The following is an 18,141-nucleotide window of genomic DNA, read 5'->3' on the forward strand; positions in this document are numbered from 1 at the left end:
GGGTCCGGGCGTCAGGCCCCGTCGCTCGGCGAATCTTCGTCGCCGTCGGCTTCCCCGTCGGCGTCTTTCTCGTTACCTTCCTCGTCGAGGCCCCGCCCGGCGAGGCCGACGAGGTGGCCGACCTCGGCGAGTATGATCTCGTCGACGCCGAGCTGAACCGCGTTCTCCGAGCCCGGCAGACAGAACACCGGCGTGGCGGAGACGACCCCGGCGGTCGCGCGCGACCCGATCGTCCGCGTGCCGACCGCCTCGTGAGAGAGCCGGCGGAACAGCTCGCCGAACCCGGGGAGCCGCTTCGCGAACAGCCCTCGCACGGCCTCCGGCGTGACGTCGTCCGGCGTGACGCCCGTCCCGCCGGTGGTCACCACCGCGTCGGTGTCCTTCCGGCGGGCGAGGCGGTCGACGGTGCCTTGGACGCTGTCGTAGTCGTCGGGGATCAGCTCGCGGACAGCCACCTCGTGGCCCGCCTCCTCGAACGCGGCCGCGACGTAGTCGCCCGCCGGGTCCTCGTCCGCTGACCGCGAGGAGGACACGGTGACGACCGCGACCGCGACCGACTCGGCGTCGTGGTGGTGATGGTGGTCGCGGCCGTGGTCGTGGTCATGACCGTGACCGTGATCCTCTCGGTCGTCGTGGCTGTGGCCGTGGTCGTCGTGGTCGCTCATGGACCGACGTTCGGCGCCCGCGTGAAAACATCTCCCGGTCGGCGAGCCGCGCATGGCCGTTCCGGGCGACCGCCGGAGGGCCGGAGTCCGCTCGGAGACCCGTCGCCGCTCAGGGCCAGTCGTCTCGGGCCTGCTCTTCCGGCGCCTCGTCGGTCTCGTCCTCGGTCGCGAGCGTCCACTCCGCGGCCTCGGCGGCGTCCTCGACGTGAAGGAACTCCCAGTCGGTCGCCTCGGCGACCGCCTCGTCCTCGTCGTCGATCCCGACGAAGACGTGGCGGTCCGTGTCGAACTGGCCGCTGATGTTCTCTAAGCTCTCCTCGACGCCGCGCGGCCCGGAGAAGAAGTCCTGTCGCACGCGGTGTTTCCGCGTGAAGTTCGTGACGACGTAGGTCGGCTTCTCGCTGACGACGCCGACGTACTCCGTCCACTGTCGGGCGTTGTTGAACACCGCGTTGGGGTCCGCGAGCGCTTTCAGCGCCTTCAGCTCGAACGCCAGCGTCATGTCTGTGGATCCGCCGCTGTCCATGCGCCAGGTTACCCCCGCCCGGCGAAAACAACTTCGCTTCCGCGCAGCCACCCCCTCCGCCGCTCACCGACCGGTCGCGGTCCTCTCGGCGGCCGCGGGGGTCTCACCGCGCTCGCACCCGATAGTAATCGGTGAACTTCACCACGTCGCCGTCGTCGAGGTCGCCGGTCTCCGGCGCCGTCTGCGGCTCGTCGGCTAGCTCCCGCACGATCTCCTGTTCGTCGTCGTCCAGTTCGTCGTAGTGCCGGACCCGCGCGTCGGCCGGAACGCGACCGGTGCGACGCAGCCGTAGCCGCCGTCCGGTGTCTCTAAGTGACATGTGGTACCGTATGACATGGTTAATGATAAACGTTTCGCGGCGGTCGCTGACTCGACCGACGCCGTTCGCCCCGCGTCGCGGGCGCGACGTTCCACCGCCGTTGGCAGCGGTTCGATTGTCGGCGGCTCAGTCGTCCGCTCGGGGGAGCGTGAGCGTGATCGCCGTACCGCGGGGCTCCGCGCTCGCGACGGCGGCCGAGCCGCCCGACTGCCGAACGACCCAGTAGACGAGCCACAGCCCGAGGCCGCTGCCGTGGTACAGCGCGTCGACCGCCGTGCCGTCGACGAGGACGTCTCGGTCCATCCCGGTCAACCCCGGCCCGTCGTCCTCGACGCGGACCTCGACCGCGTCGGGCCGGGCCTCGACCGACACCGCGACGGTCGGCCGGTCGCGGTCGTGATGTTCGACCGCGTTTCGGACCAGTTCGTCGATCGCCCGCGAGATCCACGTCGTCGCGGACGCCGTCGCGTGCCCGTCGTCGGGCACCGAGACGCCGACCGTCGCGTTCGGGAACTCCTCGTCCCGCTCCGCGGCCACCTGTCGGGCGACGCGCCCGATGTCGACGGGTTCGGTCTCCGGCGCGTCGCTCAGCACCTCGGTGATGTGGTGGGACTTCTCGCTCGTCTCCAGCAGGTCGTCGGCCCGCGACACGATGTACTCGGCCGCGTCGGCGGGGTCGACGGCCCCCGCCGCGATCTGCTTCGCCCGTCCCCGGACGACCGTCAGCGCGTTCCGGAGGTTGTGCTGGAGGACTCTGTCGACGACCCTGAGCTGTCGCGCGCGGTTCTCGCTGTCGGTCACGTCCCGAAGCACGCCGACGACCCCGGCGGGCTCCTCGCTCTCGGGGCTGTCGAGGGGGTAGTACCGCACGTCCATCGTCCGCGTCCCGCGGGTCGGGTGCGTCCGGGTCGTCCGGTACTCCACCGACTCCCCCCGGAGCGCGCTCTCCACCTCACGCTCGACCCGCCGGTAGTCGTCGTCGGGGACGATGTCGGCGAGCGTCACGTCCGTCACGTCGCCGTCACCGAGGTCGTGATACTCGCGGTACTGGGGGTTCGCGAACAGGAGTCGACCCCCGCGGTCGACCGCGGCGATGAGGTCGGTCGCGCCGTTGATCGCGCGCTCGTACCGCTCCAAGTCGCGTTCGCGCTCCTTGCGCTCGGTGACGTCCCGACAGATGGCGAACGTGCCGGCCAGATCGCCGTCGGCGTCGTAGTAGGGGTACCGCTGCGTGCTGAACGTCGCCGCCCGGTCGCTCTCGGGGAACGTCGGCGATATCTCGTACTCGGTCATCGCCTCGGTTTCGAGCACCTCTCGCCGCCGCGCGTCGACCTCGGCGGCCGCCTCCGGGTCCATGAACGCGAACTCGTCGCCGCCGTACAGCTCCTCGCGGGGTATCCCGGCGAACTCGCTCACCGCCTCGTTGAGCAGCTCGAACTCGCCGTCGCGGTTCTGGAGGAGGACGGGGTCGTCGAGCTGCTCGACGATGTCCCGGTACTGCTTCAGCCGCCCCGTTGCGGCCTTCCGTTCCGTGATGTCCGTCTGAATGGCGACGAACCGCGTGATCTCGCCGTCGTCGTCGACGACCGGCGCGATGGTCTGGTGGGCGTGGTACGGCGTGCCGTCGCGCCGCCGGTCGACTATCTCCTCTTCCCACACGTCCCCGGCCAAGAGCGTCGACCACAGCGCGTCGTAGTACTCGTCGGACATCTCGCCGGAGTTGAGTATCGCCGGCGTCTCCCCTAGGGCCTCCGCGGTCTCGTAGCCGGTGTTGTCCGTGAACGCCGGGTTGACGTACTCGATCGTCCCGTCGGTGTCGGTGACGTAGATCGCGTGCCCGGCGTGTTCGACGAGGTTGCGGAACGTCTCCGCCCGCTGCCCGCCGATCTCCTCGACGCCGTCGCGGAAGATCCCAGTGTACACCGCGTCGCAGTCGTCCGGACTCGGCTCGCCGTCGCCGCCCCCGCTGCCGTCGTCGTCTCCGTCGCCGTCGCGGCCCTCTCGACCCGGGCCGTGTTCGTGAAAGCGGGCGGAGAACGTCACCGTGTGACCGTCGGCGTGCCGGATCGGCACCGAGACGCTCCCGCTCTCGTCGAGCCCCTCGGCCCGAGCGAGCCGGTCGCGAACCGACCTGCTACCCGCATCGCCCACGTCCGACACGACGACGGAGGCGAGGTCGCGTCCAAGTAGCTCGTCGGGCGCGTAGCCGAACGCCGCTTCGGTCGCGGGGTTGACGTAGACGACGGTCCCCTCGCGGTCGAGTGAGACCACCGGGTCCGAACACTCCGCGACGAAGGCGGCGAAGAACTCGTCGTCGGGGGACCGTCCGGAGCTCATCGGTATGAGGAATACGCGCTCGCGGCCCAAAAGGTACCGGAACTCGCGGCGGTGCCGCGGTCTACTGCTCCGTCGTCGCCGCCAGGTCGTCGACTGAGAACCCGGGCTCCATGAGGAGGTCGGTCTGCCCGCTCACGTCGCGCCCCTCGCGCATCAGCTGCTTGAAGGCGGACTGCGGCGAGAGGTCGCCGATGAGCACGCCGCCCACGACCTTCCCGTCCTTCAGCGCGACGCGGCGCCACTCGTTCTCGCCGGTGGTCGCCTCCACGGAGTCGTCGCCGAGCGTCGGGTGGCCGAACGAGAGGAACGGGAAGTCGAAGTGCGTGATCGAGTACGAGGAGACCCACTCGAACTCCTCGGCGCCGTAGTCGACCATGCTCCGGGCGGCGATCGTCCCCTGCTCTTTCGCGGACCCCCACGAGCCGTTCTTCGCGCGCTCGCCGAGGATGAGGTCGTTGAACGTCGTGATGTCGCCCGCGGCGAACACGTTGTCGACGTTGGTTCGCATGAACTCGTCGACGACGATGCCGTCGTCGAGCTCCAGCGGCGTGTCTTGGAGGAGCTCGGTGTTGAAGTCGAGCCCGATGGCGACGCCCGCGAAGTCGCACTCGTAGCGCTCGCCGTTCGGGTCGACCGCGGCCTCGACGTGGCCGTCGCCGTCGACCTCGAAGTGGTCTACGCCCGAGCCGAAGACGGGCTCGACGCCGCGCTCGCGCATCGCCTCGTGCATGATCTCTGCGCCCTCCTCCGAGAGCGCGTAGCGCCACCAGTTGTCGCCGCGCATGAGGTACTTCGCCTCGACGCCCTGCGCGCCGCAGATGGCCGCGAAGTCGATGCCGAGCAGTCCGGCGCCGACGATGACAGCCTGCTCGGCGCCCTCGACGCTCTCTTTGATCCGGCGGGCGTCCTGGAAGGTCCAGAAGTGGTGGATCCCCTCCGCGTCGGCGTTCTCGACCGGGAGCTGCTGGGGCGTGCCGCCGACGGCCAGCAGGAGGGAATCGTACTCGAACGTCTCGCCCTCGTGGGTGTGGACCGCGTCGTTCTCGATGTCGATGTCGACGACGACCGTGTTGAGCCGGAGGTCGACGTCGTGGTCGTCGTACCACGATTCCTGATGGATCGAGATCGGGGCCTCGGGGAGCTTCCCCTTCGCGTACTCCTTGATCAGGATCCGGTTGTAGAGGGACTCTCCCTCGTCCGTGAGAACCGTGATCTCGGCGTCGGGCACTTCATCGCGGAGGGTCTCGGCCGCGGACGCGCCCGCGATACCGTCACCGACGATCACGTACGAATCGCTCATATCCCGGCGTTCGGATTCACGGTTAATGTGGGTTGTCATCCGCGCCCGCCACTGTGCGGCCGAGACGCACGCCCGCCGGAAACGCCGTACTCGGGGCCTTCTCGCGACGGGGCGAGGGCGGTCGATCGCGGACGCCCGCGGAAAAAGTCGCGTCCCGGTCAGTGGTCCGCGCCGGCCGGCTCCGCGGGGAAGTCCCGCTCGCCGGCCTCGATCGCGACGTCGAGCCAGTTCTCCGTCGGTACGAGCGGGCACTCGTAGGCGTGGCTGTACGCGCACGTCGGGTTGTACGCCAGGTTGAAGTCCACGATCCACTCGCCGTCGACGCGGTCGCGGTCGGGCTCCAGATCGAGGTAGCGACCGGCGCCGTACGTCTCCTCGCCGCTGGTCGCGTCGCGGAACGGCACCCAGAACCGGTCCGCGCCGTCGGCCGGTCGGTACGCCTGAAGCGTCGCCTGCTCGCCGTCGACCTCGAAGCGGAACTCGCCCCAGCGGCTGTACGTCTGCTCACCGTCGGCGGTCGTCTCGACGGTCACCGTCTCCTTCTCGTCGTGCTCGTGGAGCGGGACCACGAACCGGAACGCCGGGTCCGGATCGAAGTACGCCAGTCCGGGGAACGCGTCGCCTCGCATCGAGACCGGCAGCGGCGACCGGGCCGAGTCGCGGAACTGCTCGACCTTCGCCGCTCGCTGCGCCTCCACCTGCGCCGCCCAGTCGTCAGCGTCGTCCATGATCGGCTTAGTATTGCGCTCCACACACAATAATAATTCCGACCACGGAAGCCTCGACCCCGCCGGCGACAGAAGGCACTTATAATCCTCTCGGGGACGTTGCGGCGTGAACAGACGAACTGCCCTCTCCACCTTGGCGGTCGGTGGGTTCGTCGGAGTTGGTGGCTGTCTCGACAACGTGCGCGGCGGCGACGACGAGCGATCGGACAGCGACCGCCCGGACCCCGAACTGAACCGGGAGGTCGAGACGAACGGCGCCGAGGACGGCGCACGCTCGCAGTTCCAGTGGGGGCCGGCGCACGGAGGACGCCGCGAGGAGGCGGGACCGAAAGACGATGTCGACGTGTTCTGGCGCCGGACGCCGTACCGGTACGACCACTCACAGCCGGTCGTCGTGGGCGATCGGGTGTACGTCTCGTTCTCGGGGACCTTGTTTCGTCTCGGTCTCGCGACCGGCGAGGTACAGTGGTCGACGGAGGTCGGTCACGACGGGTCGTCGACGCCGGCGGTTCGCGACGGCATCGCATACGTGACGGTGTGGAACGGCGGAGGCGAGACAGACCGCGGACTGGCGGCCGTCGACGCCGAGAGCGGTGAGGTGCGGTGGCGGCGGCTGACCGACGCGGAGATCACGACGGCGCCGACCGTGACCACCGACGGCGTGTTCGTGGGAGGCGGCTACGAGACGCAGACCGTCGCGGCGTTCGACCGCGACGGGACCGAACGGTGGCGCAACGACCTCGCTGAGTACGCTTCCGCGCCCGCCGTCGCCGACGGAACTGTCGTCTACGGCGCGGGCGGTCCTCGTGTCGTCGCCTACGACGCCGCCTCGGGAGCGGAACTGTGGACGACCGACGTCGACGGCGACGCGACCGCGACGCCGACCGTCGCCGACGGCCGCGTCCTGATCGGAACGCGGGCCGGGACCCTGTACGCGCTCGACCTCGGCGACGGAAGCGTTGAACGGACTGACGACCTCCCGGGGCCCGTCCGGCAATCGGTCGCCGTCACGGCCGACAGAGCGGTTGTTCCGACCGAACTCGGCCTCGTCGCCGTCGGCGACGGCGGCGAGCGCCTGTGGAGCGACGAAGAGATCGCCGGCGCGACCGCGCCGATGGTCGCGGACGGGGTCGCGTACCTCGGCGACGGTCGGACCGTCCGCGCGATCGCGGTCGAAGACGGGACAGAGCGGTGGTCCTTCCGGAGTCGCGAGCGCTCTTACACCGACGTCCTCCTCCAGGGCGTCCGCGCCGCCCCGACCGTCGTCGACGGCGTCGTCCTCGCGGCGACCCATGCGGGTGACGTGTACGCGCTCAGCGAGAGCTGAAACGGTTGCCGGGTCGCGCTTCGACCCGATCAGACGCCACACATTCAAGAGCGTCCCGGCCCAATCGCGGATATGAAAATCCGGCAGAACATCCGTCACTGGGCCGCCAAGAAGGCGCTGACCACGCCGGTCGTCGGCGACGTCGCCAACGACAAGCTCGTCGACCTCCACACGAGCATCTTCCTCAACAAGGCGGACGAGGACCGGCGCGAGGAGCGCCGCGATCACCTCGACAGCTTCTTCGACGCGACGATGGACACCTACGTCGCCGCTTTGGAGGCCGGGTTCCCGGAGGCCGAGGCCCGCGAGATCACCCACGTTCAGGCGAACTTCGACTTCTTCAACCACGGCTGGACGGAGATGATGGAGATCCCGGGCGACGAGCTCGAGGCGCACTACCGCCGGTACGAGTCCTTCTTCACCGACTTCGGGATCACCATCGACGACCCGCTGGGCGAGTTCCGCCCGCCCGAGGGTCTCGCCGAGGCCCCCGAGACGCCGGGGAAGCTCGACGAGCCGGAGTACGAGAACGCGCTAGCCGGCTTCGCCGACGACGTGTACGTCGAGACCGACGACGGCGAGACGGTCGTGGGCGGCGGCGCAGAGGAGCCAGAGGAGGTAGACCCGGCGACCGCGCCCGGCCTCGACGAAGACGAAGCGAGCGCCTGATCGCCGTCACGGTCGGTCGGTAGATCCGCCTTCGCTCTCACGTTCGCCGGCAGACCCGCCGACTGCGTCCGCCTGCCGGGCACGTTTATAATCCGCGGGGGACACCGTGGCGTATGAACCGCGGGCAATCGTTCCTCCTCCTGCTCATGGGAGCGGTCTCGCTCCTCACGCTCTTCGTCATCCTCCCGTTCGTCGAGTACGTGATCGCGTCGGCGATCCTCGCGTTCATCCTCTACCCCTTCCACCGGCGGCTCACGCGCCGGCTCCGCCGTCGCGTCTCGACGCGGTTCGGCGAGATGCTGTCAGCGTTGACGCTCATCCTCTCCGCCATCGTCGCCGTGATCTTGCCGCTTGCGTACATCACGTTGGTGTTCGTCCGCGACCTCACCGCGATCGCGGCGGGCGAGACGTCGATAAACGTGGCCGCGATCGAAGCCGAAATCGCGACGCTCACGGGACAGGATCCCGAGATCGGCGATCTCCTCCAGACCGGCGGCGAACTACTCGTCCAGACGCTGTTCGGCGGGTTTAGCGGTGTTTTGAACACGGCGATCCGAGCGTCGGTCGGCCTGTCGCTCGCGCTCTTTCTGGTGTACTACACCCTTATCGACGGTCCGGCGTTCGTCGGGTGGATCCGAGAGACGAGCCCGCTGCCGGCGGAGGTCACAGCCGACCTCGTCGACCGCGTCAACGTGATGACTCGGGGGGTCGTCATCGGCCACATCTCGGTCGCGCTGCTCCAAGCACTGGTCGCCGGGCTCGGCCTGTGGGCCGCCGGCATCCCCAACGTGGTGTTCTGGACGTTCGTGATGGCGGTGCTGGCGCTTTTACCCCTCATCGGGGCTTTCTTCGTGTGGGGGCCGGCGGCCGCCTACCTCGTGATCATCGACCAGGTGACCGCGGGCGTGTTCCTCGCCGTCTACGGCGTCGCGGTGATCGCGATGGTTGACAACTACGCCCGACCGCTCGTCATCGACCAGCAGGCGCACCTCAACCCCGCGGTCATCCTCCTCGGCGTGTTCGGCGGCATCTACTCGGTCGGGTTCACCGGGCTCTTCGTCGGCCCCATCGTGATCGGCGTGCTCGCGGCCACGCTGGAGACGTTCCGGGAGGACTACGACGCGATCTGAGCGGGATTTAAGCCCGAGCGGGGTCGAGGACGCCCATGGCGACGACCGCGACCTCTCGGCTTCCGGACCGACGCGACGCCCTCCGCATCGCCGGCGCGGCGGTCGCCGTCAACCTGATCGGCGCGCTCGGCGTCCCCTTCACCACGACACAGAGCGCGTGGTTCGCGGCGCTGGAGCTGCCCGCCTTCTACCCGCCCGGCTGGGCGTTCGGCGTCGTCTGGCCGATCCTGTACGCGCTGTGCGGCGCCGCAGCCGCCCTCGTCTCTCTCGCCGGACGCGACGGTGCGGCGTCGGCGGGGCGCGTACGAACGGCGCTCGCGCTGTTCGGGATCCAGCTCGTCCTGAACGTCACGTGGTCGCCGGTCTTCTGGGGGCTCGAACGCGCCGACCTCGGGCTCGTCGTCCTCGCCGTCCTCCTCCCCTTGGTCGTCGCGACGGTCTGGGCGTTCGACCGCGTCGACCGGCGCGCGGCGGCGCTTCTCCTCCCCTACCTCGTGTGGGTCTGCTTCGCGACCGCGCTCAATTACGCGATCTGGGCGCTCAACTAGCCGCCGTCACGCGGGCTCCGGTCGAGTTCCGGAGGCCCGCGCTTCAGCCGCTCGGCGACGAATCGGCGCTCCGCTCGACTCAGTTCCCCGTCAGTCTCGCGAAACGCTTCCAGCCCCTCGCGGTACCGCTCTGGCTCTGCGTCCGCGGGCGCCGCCGCCGGTCGCGCCAGCTCCAACTCGGCGATACCCGTCTGCTCCCCCGTGTACGCGAAGCCGCACTTGTGGCACGCCTCGTATGCGAACGGGTTGTTCACGGCGATCTTCACGCGCTCGAAGCCGGCGGCGGACAGGTCAGCGACGGTCTCGCCGATGAGCCGCGGGCCGACCCCCTCGCCGCGCCGCGCGGCGTGGACGGTGACGTAGCGGAGTCGACAGCAGGAGGGGTCGGTGCGGTCCGCGGAGAATGAGACGGCGGCGATCACGTCCTCGTCGAACGCGTCGGGGTTGACCGTTTCCGGCAGCGGTTCGTCGGGCTCCCACTCCGGCGCGGCCGGGCTCCCGTCCGGCGTCCGGATCACCGACTTCCCCGGCCCGCCGACGACGAACTTCCCGGCGTACGCGAAGGCCCGGTAATCGAGCCGCAGGGTGGTCCCCTCGTCCGGGGGACAGACGAGCGCGTACTCCATGGGTCGTCGTACGGCGTCGAGCGGTTAAACACGGTCGGTGGCTCTTTATCAGTCGCCGGGCTCATTCCGCTCATGTACGGACTCGGCGACGTGGGCTTCTTCGACCGGGTAGCGCCGCTGTACGACCTCGCGATGCCGCCGGCGGACGGCGAGGCGCTCGCCGCGGGGCTCGCCCACGCCGAGTGTCCGATCGAGCGCCTCCTCGACGTCGGCGGCGGGTCCGGACGGGCGGCGGCCGCGCTGACCGGTCCCGACATCACGGTCGTCGACGCCTCCGTCGAGATGCTCTCACGGGCGCGGCGCGTCCGCGGACTCTCTGGCCTCGCCGGCGACGCGGGGCGACTCCCGTTCCGGGACGCCAGCGTCGACGCGGTCACGGTCGTCGACGCGTTCCACCACCTGCCCGATCAGGACGCCGCGCTCGCGGAGACGGCCCGCGCGCTCGTGCCCGGCGGCGCGCTCGTCGTCCGGGAGTTCGATCCGGACCACCCGCTCGGACGGCTCCTCGCCGTCGGCGAACGCGCGATCGGGATGGAGTCGCGGTTCCGCGCGCCGGACGACCTCGCGGCCGCGATGGACGACGCCGGCCTCGACCCGCGGATCGTCGATCGCGGGTTCGGCTATACGGTCGCCGGCGTTCGGCGCTGAGTCGCCGCGAACTCGGCGTTCATACTCGACCGCAGAACCGAAGCCGACGCGTCAGTCCTGCGTCCGTCCCTGCGGCTCGGCGCCGCGGGCCGGGTCGGGTGACCCCTCGTCGGCGTGATCGTGGTCGTGATCCGCGTGGTCGTGGGCGTCGTTCGACCCCGTCTCGCCGAGGACTTCGGCGCCCTCCCCGTCGATCATGTCCATGTTCTTGAGGTTGTCGCGCTCCTCGAAGTCCTCGACCGCCTCCATCACGTCCGCCTGCGTGATCGTCATCCGGTCCTCCGTGAGCGCGCCGAGGACGGCCTCGCGGAGCACCATCCGGAGGTCGGACCCGGTGAGGCCGGTGGTCCGGTCGGCGACCTCCTCGGGGTCGAAGTCGGCGATCTTCATCTCCTTGGTCACCACGCGGAGGATGTCCGCGCGCATGTCGCGGTCCGGCTTGGGGAAGTTGACGATCTCGTCGAAGCGGCGCCACGCGGCGGCGTCAAGCTGGTCCGGGTGGTTCGTCGCGCCGATGAGGAGGACCTCGTCGCGGACCAGCGACACCTCGTCGATCGACTTCAGCAGGGTGTTCACCGCGCGCTTCAGGGCGGCGTGCTCGTCCGAGCGGCGCGTCTTCGCCACCGAGTCGAACTCGTCGATGAAGAGGATACACGGCGAGAGCCGCTTGGCCACCTCGAAGCTCTTCTCGACGTTCTTCGACGTCTCGCCCAGGTACTGGCTCGTGATCATCGAGAGCTTCACCTCGACGAACGGGAGCCCGAGCTCATGAGCGAGCGCGCGCGACACGGTGGTCTTTCCGGTGCCGGGCGGGCCGACGAACAGCAGCTTTCCGATCTCGCGGAGGCCGATCTCCGCGAGGTACTCGCGGTGTTCGATCGCCTTGACGATCTTCTGGATCTCGCCCTCCTGGTCGCCGGTCAGGACGAGGTCCGCCAGCGTCGTCTCGATCTCCTCGGGCGCGCGGACGTTGACGAGGTCGAGCATCTCCCCGTCCTCGTCCTCGTCGAAGTACTGCGAGAGCAGCGCATCGATCCAGACGCGGTCGGCTTGGACCGGCCGCACGTCGTCTCTCGCCGCCTCGCGCGTCACCGGCGCATCGAGGTCGTCCGTGGCCTCCAAGGCGGCGACGAGCGTCGGGTTCCCGGCGATCCGGTCGTCGTCGGCGTGGTCGCGGTACCACTCCAGTCCCATTCCGGGCTGCGTCAGCGATATCTCGCCGGAGAACTCCGTGCGTTGGGTGAAGAGGAGGTCGGAGACCGCGTCCCAGGGTCGCTCGACGCCCGTCGCGGTGCGGGTGGCCTCGTCGGTCGCCTTCAGCGGTCGCTCCACGCCGCCGGGGGCGTCCTCGGCGGCGTCGGCCGACCAGAACACCTGTCGGAACCGCGGGGGCAGGTCGTTCTCGTCGAGGTCGCGGTTCTGCGTGTAGAAGTGCGTCGTCAACACGAACTCGACGACGTCGAGCGCCGGGTCACTCATCCGCGGCTAGTAGCGCCGGGACGCGGTTAAGAGCGTCGAAGCGCCCCCGGGCGGCGGGCGGTAGCATCGGCGGATGGCGGGCCAAAGCGGAACGACCGGCGCGGCGAGGCGACCGTCGTATCGAACCCTTATTAGCCTTGGTCTGCGACGTACCGCGCATGAGTTCCGAAGACGCGGCCGCGCCGGGGGATCCCGCCGGCGACGACGCGACCGGCGAGGCGAGCGACACCGACCACGAGAACGCGCTTCAGGACGTCATCGCCGTCGACCCGGACGACGTCGCGCAGGGAACGGTGAACCGACTCGACGCGCACACCGGCGACGGGATCCGCCACCGCGCGTTCACCTGCCTGGTCTTCGACCGGGACGGCCGGATCCTGCTGGCCCAGCGCGCGCCGAACAAGCGCCTCTGGGACGGCCACTGGGACGGCACGGTCGCCTCCCACCCCGTCGAGGGACAATCTCAGGAGGACGCTACCGAGCAGCGCCTCGAAGAGGAGCTGGGCATCTCGCCCGACCAGTACGACGACCTCCGGGTGACGGACAAGTTCGAGTACAAGCGCTACTACCCGAACGAGGGCGTCGAGTGGGAGGTGTGTGCGGTGCTGAAGGTGACCCTCGACGACACCGCCTTGGACCCGGACGACGACGAGATCGGCGGGATGCTGTGGGCCGACTACGACCACCTCCACGAGAACCCCGAGCTGTACCGGCAGCTCCGCCTCTGCCCGTGGTTCGAGATCGCGATGCGCCGCGACTTCTCTTGACCGACCGCCGCATCTCCCAGATCGGTCCGCGCGTCCGGGCTCCCCTTCCTCGGACCGAAACGGCGACTTGAAGGCGCTCCCGCGCCGCGATCCCGTATGACCGTCGTCGTCCTGCTGGCGAATCCGCCCCGCGAGGGGCTCGTCGGAACCGCGATCGCCGAGTCGACGCCGCTGTCGGCCGCCGAGGCGGCTGACCTCTACGAGGCGCAATTCCGTGACGCCGTCCTCGCGGTCGACCGCTCCGGCGGCGAGCTCCTCGTCAACTATCCCGACGACGAGGACCTCCCCGCCGAGCACCGGACGGAGACGAGTCCGGAGGCGGAGCTGCGGACGCTCGTCGCGGACACCCTCGGCGGCACCGACGAGGTCCGCTTCGAGCGGCAGGTCGGTTCGTCGTTCGGCGCGCGCGCCGGCAACACCGTCACCCACCTTTTGCGCGAGGAGGGCGCCGACTCCGTCGCGGTCGTCACCCCGACCGCGCCGTTGCTCTCGCGGACGAGCGTCGACTCCGCGGCGATGAAGCTCCGGACGACCGAAGTGGTCCTCGGGCCCTCGACGGACGGCCGGGCGTACTACGCCGGGTTCACGGAACCGATCGACTTCGACGGCGCTTTCGAGGCGCCCGCGCTGCCGACGCTCGCGGAGCGCGGCCGCGACGCCGACCGCTCCGTGGACTTCGTCGAGCCGTCCCCCTCGCTGGAGACCGGGGCGGACCTCCTCGACGTGGTCCCGATGCTCCGCGGGCGGTTCGCCGCGGAGCGCGTCGTGCCGGACTACACGGCCGCGTTCGTCCACGAGAAGGGGTTGGACGTGGTCGTCGAGGACGGCGAGCAACGATTGGTTCGGGACTGAGCGTCTCGTGCGCGGCGGCGGGGCCCGGTGCGTCGGATCCGACACCACTTAGTCGTCCGACGCCGAGCAGTCACGTGTGGTGGGATGGCAGAGTGGCCCATTGCGCCTGCCTTGAAAGCAGGTAGCCTCACGGCTTCCTGGGTTCGAATCCCAGTCCCACCGTAGGTGCGCGGCGCAGCTCGCGCCGCGCGCGTCTCGTGCGGGATTGAATCAGTGAGCGACCGCGAAACCGAATTCAGTTACTCGGTTCTCTCGACAGCCGATTCGGATCGGTCTCTCGTCTCGCGCTTTCGACCGCCGGAACCGCAATCACATCGCTGCTGGCCTGAAACGCCCGGTAACACTCACGTCCGGTGACGCGTGGTACCACGTGCCGCATTATCTTTAACAGGTTTCCGGCACATGTTCGTGATAGGTGATACAAGCATGAGTTACGAACTCGATCCGCTTCCGTACGATTACGACGCGCTGGAACCGCACATCTCCGAACAGGTACTCGAATGGCACCATGACACCCACCACCAGGGGTACGTCAACGGCTGGAACTCCGCCGAGGAGACGCTCGAGGCCAACCGCGAGGACCACGACTTCTCCTCGTCGGCCGGGGCCATCCGCGACGTGACCCACAACTCGTCGGGCCACATCCTCCACGACCTGTTCTGGCAGAACATGTCGCCGGAGGGCGGCGACGAGCCCGAAGGAGACCTCGCCGACCGTATCGAGGAGGACTTCGGCTCGTACGAGGCCTGGAAGGGCGAGTTCGAAGCCGCCGCGGGCAGCGCGAGCGGCTGGGCCCTGCTGGTGTACGACACGTTCTCGAATCAGCTTCGCAACGTCGTGGTCGACAACCACGACGAGGGCGCGGTCTGGGGCGGTCACCCGATCCTCGCGCTCGACGTCTGGGAGCACTCCTACTACCACGACTACGGCCCGGCTCGCGGCGAGTTCGTCGACAACTTCTTTGAGGTCGTCGACTGGGACGAGCCGTCCACCCGCTACGAGCAGGCCGTCGAGCTGTTCGAGTAAGCGCGTCTCCGGACGCGTTACGCGCGTCGAGATCCGCATTTTTTCGCAGCGTGTTGCCCGGTGAGCGACGGGTTCGCGTAGGCGGTGTGGGTCATGACTGGTCGCCGGCGAAGCGATGACGAACGCCTCCGAAGCCCCAGCCGCGCTCGACTCCCACAGCTTCGCCGCGCTCCGCGGTCGTCCGCCGTGCTCACTCCCTGCGGTGCTTGCGTCGCTGGGATTCGGCGAGCGCGGCTGCCCGTTTGAGCCCCGTCCCGCACGGCACCGCACCTCTCACCGCCCCAGCCTCGTCGGCCTCCCTCCAGTCGGCCGACTCTCTCGCACGCGCTCCTCGCGGCCGCCTCCGGCGGCCACTCGAAGGCGCGCGCCACCCCACGGAATGAGGTTCGAACCGTATCGGCAGCGTTTACGGACGCCGTCGCGTACGCTCGCGCATGCCCGAACCGAAGTCGGCGTTCGACGCCACCTACCCGTGCGACTTCTACGAGCCCGCGGAGCTGTTCGAGCCGGACCAGATGTACACGATCCCGGAGATCGGTCGCCTGCTTCAGGGGTTAGAACCGGACGCCGAGGTCGACCCCGACACCGAGGCCGTGCTGGTCGACTGGGCCGTCCCGTGGGTGATGGTCCACGCCGACGACATGGTCGTCGCCGAGCCCCTGACCGAGGACGGCCCGGGATACTACGGGCTCGCCACGGACGAGGACCACAGCGGGGCGTCCGACACCGACGCCGAGTCGGACGCTGACTCCGACGAACTCGACGAGTCGGCGTGACCGGGGACCGATCCGACCCGCCGACGTACCTCGTCGCCGGCGGCGCGCGCGTCGACGCCGGCAAGACCACCTTCTCGGCGGGGCTGGTCGCCCACCTCGCCGACCGCGCGGGCGACGCGGTCGGCGTCAAGCCCCGCGCCGGCAACGACCTCTGGTTCGACCACGACGACTATTTGATCGCGACCGACGCGGCCCGACTCTACGGGAAGGACGCCCGCACCCTCGCGGCCGCGAACACCCGCGCGCTCGCGGCGGCCGACGACGGTTCCCCGTCGCCCTCGGCGGTCACGCCGGAATCGATCAACCCCGTCCACCGGCTCTGGCGACCGACGCCGGGACGGACGGGCATGCTCGGCGACGCAGAGCGCACGTTCCTCTGCGACCGCGTCACCACCGCGTCCGGCACGCGCTTCGTCGTCAACGGCGCGGCCGAGGAGGCGGGGCTGCTCCCCGACGCGCTGACCGACCGCCTCCCCCTCGCGGAGGCGACTCGCGTGCGCGACGTACCGGCGTTCAACGAGGTGATGGCCGAGGCGCACCTCCCCGCGATCGAGCGGCTCGCGGACCGCGTCGCGCGGACGCCAGTCCCGGTCGTCGTCGAGTCGTACGCCGACGTGGCCGGGACCCTTCCCCGCGACGGGCCGGTCGCGCCCGACGCGGTCGCCGTCGTCGACCCCGGCCGCGCGCGGCTATACGCCGGCGACCGCTACGCCAAGGCCCGCGCGGTCGCGGCCGGGAGCCCGCGAGAGGGGAGCCGCGAGGAGCACGTCGACGCGGTGACGGAGATGATCGAGCCGCTCGCGACCGTCTCGCTGCCGGCGCTGTCCGGCGACGTCCGCGGCGATCCCGACCGGATCGCGGCGGCGTACGAGCCGGCGTACGCGACGCTCACGGATTCGGTCGAGAACTGAAGGAGCGACGGAGCGTCGCGTGCGGCCCGGGCTCAGGCGTTCCGCTTCGTGTAGTGTTCCAGCGCGGACTCGATCGACGAGAGGTCGGCGGTCACGCGGCTGTCGGCGACGCGCATGAAGCCGGGCGTGTACGACGACGAGTAGTCGAAGATCCGGTTGACTGCGCGCTTGGGCGCAGCGACGGCGCCGAAGTCGGTGACCGTGTACACCCGCGTGGTGGGGAAGGCGGTCCAGAAGGTCCCGCTCACCCAGCGGTCCTCGTCCGCGAACGCCTCGCCGACGCGGCCGGTCGCGACGTACTCGTCGTCCGCGTAGAACAGCAGGAGGTCGCCCGACGCCATCTTCTCGAACGTCGACCCGTTGCCGCTGTCGTCGTCGACGGCCCACAGGCGCGTCTCGTCGAGGTCGGCGAGGGGTTCGGGGCGATCGGGGTAGTCGGTGAGATCGACCGGGGACCGGACGGTCCGGTCGAAGTTCTCCGGGTCGATCGGGACCAGGAAGACGTTCTCGCTCATTACCCGTCGTTTCGCCGGGAGGGGTTTAAACCCGTTTGTTGATGTGTCAGGTCAGGACGGGTGCGGTCACTCGCCGTCGGCGGCGTACAGGCGGTCCATCCGCGCCGCCATCACGAAGTCGGCGCGGGTGAGGCCGCCGACCTCGTGGCTCCACATCTCAATCCCGACCTCGCCCCACGACAGCGAGATGTCCGGGTGGTGCCACTCCGCCTCGGCGAGTTCGCCCACGTCGTTCGTGAACGCGAGCGCCGTCTCGAAGTCGGGGAACTCGTAGCTCGCCTCCAGGTGGTGGTCGTTGACGACCTCCCACGCGTCACCCAGTTCGTCGAGGTGGTCGGCGCACTCGTCTCCGTCGAGCGGCTCCGCGTCGTCGCCGGCCGGTTCGACCGGCTCGTCCGCGAGCGGTGAGGACATACTCCACGTTAGGCGACGAACGGTTTGTACCTTCCGCGGTCGACCCCGGAGGACGACGGGCGACCGAAGAGCGCGGACCGAGGCCTCACCGGAGCCGCGAGATCGCGTCGCGTACCGCGCGCCGCAGCCGGCCGAGGCGCCCCCTCCCGCGCTCGTCGTCAGTGGCGCCCCCGTCCGCGCCGGTCGCGCTCGGGTCAGAGAGCTCCCAGCCGGCCTTTTCGGCGGCCTCGTCGACGCGCAAGAACTCGTAGCCCGTCTCGGTGGCGACGCGCTCGTCCGCGCGGGTCGTGCCGACGAACACGCACCGCGGGGCGGCGCTCTGCTCGCGGATGTCCGCGAGGGTCCCCCATTTGTCCCACTTCGTGAGCGCGTAGTCGTTGTCGATCCCGTAGTCGCCCGCGAACTGCGCGACCCGGTCCGCCTCGTTCGCGACGATGCCGACGTGGCGGCTCCACTGGCGCGCGTCGGCGAACGCCGCGGCCGGGTCGGCGAGCGACCGCGCGGCGCCGAGCGAGAAGACGAGCGTCACGTCGCCGTCGCCGGTCGTCGTCGCGTCGATTCCCATCTCGACCGGATCC

At 69.8% G+C, this 18,141-nt stretch carries 21 protein-coding genes and 1 tRNA gene; 11 read left to right on the forward strand and 11 right to left on the reverse strand.

Translation table 11 applies throughout. The features are described from left to right. Positions 1 to 11 precede the first annotated feature (11 nt). The 6 genes from EXE51_RS00350 to EXE51_RS00375 form a co-directional block, all read right to left on the reverse strand. The gene (locus EXE51_RS00350) at positions 12 to 665 is read right to left on the reverse strand and encodes a molybdenum cofactor biosynthesis protein B (protein WP_137691838.1); all 654 of its coding nucleotides are present in this window, start codon (positions 663 to 665) and stop codon (positions 12 to 14) included. A 109-nt stretch (positions 666 to 774) separates the two neighbouring features. Beyond that, the gene (locus EXE51_RS00355) at positions 775 to 1,191 is read right to left on the reverse strand and encodes a hypothetical protein (protein WP_049929803.1); all 417 of its coding nucleotides are present in this window, start codon (positions 1,189 to 1,191) and stop codon (positions 775 to 777) included. A 103-nt stretch (positions 1,192 to 1,294) separates the two neighbouring features. Then, entirely contained in the window at positions 1,295 to 1,510 is a 216-nt protein-coding gene (locus EXE51_RS00360; protein ID WP_049929801.1) for a hypothetical protein, read from the reverse strand. 126 nt (positions 1,511 to 1,636) lie between these two features. Then, positions 1,637 to 3,847 (reverse strand): PAS domain S-box protein, encoded by a 2,211-nt coding sequence (locus EXE51_RS00365; RefSeq protein WP_137691839.1) that lies wholly within the window; start codon positions 3,845 to 3,847, stop codon positions 1,637 to 1,639. A 61-nt stretch (positions 3,848 to 3,908) separates the two neighbouring features. After that, complete coding sequence (locus EXE51_RS00370; RefSeq protein WP_094494932.1) at positions 3,909 to 5,147, reverse strand: NAD(P)/FAD-dependent oxidoreductase; 1,239 nt, start codon at positions 5,145 to 5,147, stop codon at positions 3,909 to 3,911. A 158-nt stretch (positions 5,148 to 5,305) separates the two neighbouring features. Continuing rightward, positions 5,306 to 5,875 carry a DUF1684 domain-containing protein gene (locus EXE51_RS00375; RefSeq protein WP_137691840.1) on the reverse strand — a complete coding sequence of 190 codons (570 nt, stop codon included), beginning with the start codon at positions 5,873 to 5,875 and terminating at the stop codon, positions 5,306 to 5,308. A 106-nt stretch (positions 5,876 to 5,981) separates the two neighbouring features. On the opposite strand from EXE51_RS00375, the gene EXE51_RS00380 reads away from it, so the two are divergent. The 4 genes from EXE51_RS00380 (at position 5,982) to EXE51_RS00395 (ending at position 9,549) form a co-directional block, all read left to right on the forward strand. After that, positions 5,982 to 7,202, forward strand: coding sequence for a PQQ-binding-like beta-propeller repeat protein (locus EXE51_RS00380; RefSeq protein WP_241990567.1), 1,221 nt, complete (start codon positions 5,982 to 5,984; stop codon positions 7,200 to 7,202). A gap of 72 nt (positions 7,203 to 7,274) precedes the next feature. Then, positions 7,275 to 7,871 carry a DUF6149 family protein gene (locus EXE51_RS00385; RefSeq protein WP_049929791.1) on the forward strand — a complete coding sequence of 199 codons (597 nt, stop codon included), beginning with the start codon at positions 7,275 to 7,277 and terminating at the stop codon, positions 7,869 to 7,871. A gap of 113 nt (positions 7,872 to 7,984) precedes the next feature. Then, positions 7,985 to 9,001 (forward strand): AI-2E family transporter, encoded by a 1,017-nt coding sequence (locus EXE51_RS00390; RefSeq protein ID WP_086216545.1) that lies wholly within the window; start codon positions 7,985 to 7,987, stop codon positions 8,999 to 9,001. A 35-nt stretch (positions 9,002 to 9,036) separates the two neighbouring features. Continuing rightward, a complete protein-coding gene (locus EXE51_RS00395) occupies positions 9,037 to 9,549 on the forward strand; it encodes a TspO/MBR family protein (protein WP_137691841.1) in 513 nt (170 codons plus the stop codon). Here the strand turns inward: EXE51_RS00395 and EXE51_RS00400 are convergent. Continuing rightward, positions 9,546 to 10,175: a GNAT family N-acetyltransferase gene (locus EXE51_RS00400; protein WP_049929784.1), complete on the reverse strand. Its 630-nt coding sequence runs from the start codon at positions 10,173 to 10,175 to the stop codon at positions 9,546 to 9,548. The genes EXE51_RS00395 and EXE51_RS00400 overlap by 4 nt on opposite strands. Before the next feature lie 72 nt (positions 10,176 to 10,247). On the opposite strand from EXE51_RS00400, the gene EXE51_RS00405 reads away from it, so the two are divergent. Next, the gene (locus EXE51_RS00405; protein ID WP_049929783.1) at positions 10,248 to 10,823 is read left to right on the forward strand and encodes a class I SAM-dependent methyltransferase; all 576 of its coding nucleotides are present in this window, start codon (positions 10,248 to 10,250) and stop codon (positions 10,821 to 10,823) included. Between the two features lie 51 nt (positions 10,824 to 10,874). Here EXE51_RS00405 and EXE51_RS00410 read toward each other — a convergent pair whose 3' ends face one another. Further along, the gene (locus EXE51_RS00410) at positions 10,875 to 12,302 is read right to left on the reverse strand and encodes an ATP-binding protein (RefSeq protein ID WP_137691842.1); all 1,428 of its coding nucleotides are present in this window, start codon (positions 12,300 to 12,302) and stop codon (positions 10,875 to 10,877) included. A 158-nt stretch (positions 12,303 to 12,460) separates the two neighbouring features. On the opposite strand from EXE51_RS00410, the gene idi reads away from it, so the two are divergent. From idi to EXE51_RS00440, 6 genes are all read left to right on the forward strand, one after another. Beyond that, the gene (gene idi, locus EXE51_RS00415) at positions 12,461 to 13,069 is read left to right on the forward strand and encodes an isopentenyl-diphosphate Delta-isomerase (protein WP_049929779.1); all 609 of its coding nucleotides are present in this window, start codon (positions 12,461 to 12,463) and stop codon (positions 13,067 to 13,069) included. 96 nt (positions 13,070 to 13,165) lie between these two features. Then, on the forward strand, positions 13,166 to 13,921 hold the full coding sequence (locus EXE51_RS00420; protein WP_137691843.1) for a DUF2064 domain-containing protein: 756 nt from the start codon (positions 13,166 to 13,168) through the stop codon (positions 13,919 to 13,921). Positions 13,922 to 13,999: 78 nt separating this feature from the next. After that, positions 14,000 to 14,083: transfer RNA gene (locus EXE51_RS00425), tRNA-Ser, on the forward strand. Between the two features lie 264 nt (positions 14,084 to 14,347). Then, positions 14,348 to 14,947, forward strand: coding sequence for a superoxide dismutase (sod, locus tag EXE51_RS00430; protein WP_049929776.1), 600 nt, complete (start codon positions 14,348 to 14,350; stop codon positions 14,945 to 14,947). Positions 14,948 to 15,381: 434 nt separating this feature from the next. After that, positions 15,382 to 15,723, forward strand: a complete 342-nt coding sequence (locus tag EXE51_RS00435) for a DUF5827 family protein (RefSeq protein WP_049929775.1) — start codon at positions 15,382 to 15,384, stop codon at positions 15,721 to 15,723. Then, positions 15,720 to 16,634, forward strand: a complete 915-nt coding sequence (locus tag EXE51_RS00440; RefSeq protein WP_094593490.1) for an ATPase — start codon at positions 15,720 to 15,722, stop codon at positions 16,632 to 16,634. Before EXE51_RS00435 ends, EXE51_RS00440 begins: the two co-directional genes overlap by 4 nt. 32 nt (positions 16,635 to 16,666) lie before the next feature. Here EXE51_RS00440 and EXE51_RS00445 read toward each other — a convergent pair whose 3' ends face one another. The 3 genes from EXE51_RS00445 to EXE51_RS00455 form a co-directional block, all read right to left on the reverse strand. Continuing rightward, positions 16,667 to 17,149: a hypothetical protein gene (locus EXE51_RS00445; RefSeq protein WP_049929771.1), complete on the reverse strand. Its 483-nt coding sequence runs from the start codon at positions 17,147 to 17,149 to the stop codon at positions 16,667 to 16,669. 66 nt (positions 17,150 to 17,215) lie between these two features. Continuing rightward, a complete protein-coding gene (locus EXE51_RS00450; RefSeq protein ID WP_049929769.1) occupies positions 17,216 to 17,563 on the reverse strand; it encodes a 4a-hydroxytetrahydrobiopterin dehydratase in 348 nt (115 codons plus the stop codon). 85 nt (positions 17,564 to 17,648) lie between these two features. Next, positions 17,649 to 18,128: a hypothetical protein gene (locus EXE51_RS00455; protein WP_086219383.1), complete on the reverse strand. Its 480-nt coding sequence runs from the start codon at positions 18,126 to 18,128 to the stop codon at positions 17,649 to 17,651. Positions 18,129 to 18,141 lie beyond the last annotated feature (13 nt).

Source organism: Halorubrum sp. CGM5_25_10-8B (assembly GCF_005435095.1).
Lineage (GTDB): Archaea > Halobacteriota > Halobacteria > Halobacteriales > Haloferacaceae > Halorubrum > Halorubrum ezzemoulense.

What these genes read in the sequence shown, in the direction of transcription:
- EXE51_RS00450 (WP_049929769.1), bottom strand. Translation starts at nt 17,563, where the DNA reads ATGTCCTCACCGCTCGCGGACGAGCCGGTCGAACCGGCCGGCGACGAC.
- EXE51_RS00435 (WP_049929775.1), top strand. Translation starts at nt 15,382, where the DNA reads ATGCCCGAACCGAAGTCGGCGTTCGACGCCACCTACCCGTGCGACTTC.
- EXE51_RS00395 (WP_137691841.1), top strand. Translation starts at nt 9,037, where the DNA reads ATGGCGACGACCGCGACCTCTCGGCTTCCGGACCGACGCGACGCCCTC.
- EXE51_RS00405 (WP_049929783.1), top strand. Translation starts at nt 10,248, where the DNA reads ATGTACGGACTCGGCGACGTGGGCTTCTTCGACCGGGTAGCGCCGCTG.
- sod (WP_049929776.1), top strand. Translation starts at nt 14,348, where the DNA reads ATGAGTTACGAACTCGATCCGCTTCCGTACGATTACGACGCGCTGGAA.
- EXE51_RS00370 (WP_094494932.1), bottom strand. Translation starts at nt 5,147, where the DNA reads ATGAGCGATTCGTACGTGATCGTCGGTGACGGTATCGCGGGCGCGTCC.
- EXE51_RS00390 (WP_086216545.1), top strand. Translation starts at nt 7,985, where the DNA reads ATGAACCGCGGGCAATCGTTCCTCCTCCTGCTCATGGGAGCGGTCTCG.
- EXE51_RS00400 (WP_049929784.1), bottom strand. Translation starts at nt 10,175, where the DNA reads ATGGAGTACGCGCTCGTCTGTCCCCCGGACGAGGGGACCACCCTGCGG.
- EXE51_RS00455 (WP_086219383.1), bottom strand. Translation starts at nt 18,128, where the DNA reads ATGGGAATCGACGCGACGACGACCGGCGACGGCGACGTGACGCTCGTC.
- EXE51_RS00445 (WP_049929771.1), bottom strand. Translation starts at nt 17,149, where the DNA reads ATGAGCGAGAACGTCTTCCTGGTCCCGATCGACCCGGAGAACTTCGAC.
- EXE51_RS00420 (WP_137691843.1), top strand. Translation starts at nt 13,166, where the DNA reads ATGACCGTCGTCGTCCTGCTGGCGAATCCGCCCCGCGAGGGGCTCGTC.
- EXE51_RS00365 (WP_137691839.1), bottom strand. Translation starts at nt 3,847, where the DNA reads ATGAGCTCCGGACGGTCCCCCGACGACGAGTTCTTCGCCGCCTTCGTC.
- idi (WP_049929779.1), top strand. Translation starts at nt 12,461, where the DNA reads ATGAGTTCCGAAGACGCGGCCGCGCCGGGGGATCCCGCCGGCGACGAC.
- EXE51_RS00410 (WP_137691842.1), bottom strand. Translation starts at nt 12,302, where the DNA reads ATGAGTGACCCGGCGCTCGACGTCGTCGAGTTCGTGTTGACGACGCAC.
- EXE51_RS00355 (WP_049929803.1), bottom strand. Translation starts at nt 1,191, where the DNA reads ATGGACAGCGGCGGATCCACAGACATGACGCTGGCGTTCGAGCTGAAG.
- EXE51_RS00385 (WP_049929791.1), top strand. Translation starts at nt 7,275, where the DNA reads ATGAAAATCCGGCAGAACATCCGTCACTGGGCCGCCAAGAAGGCGCTG.
- EXE51_RS00375 (WP_137691840.1), bottom strand. Translation starts at nt 5,875, where the DNA reads ATGGACGACGCTGACGACTGGGCGGCGCAGGTGGAGGCGCAGCGAGCG.
- EXE51_RS00350 (WP_137691838.1), bottom strand. Translation starts at nt 665, where the DNA reads ATGAGCGACCACGACGACCACGGCCACAGCCACGACGACCGAGAGGAT.
- EXE51_RS00360 (WP_049929801.1), bottom strand. Translation starts at nt 1,510, where the DNA reads ATGTCACTTAGAGACACCGGACGGCGGCTACGGCTGCGTCGCACCGGT.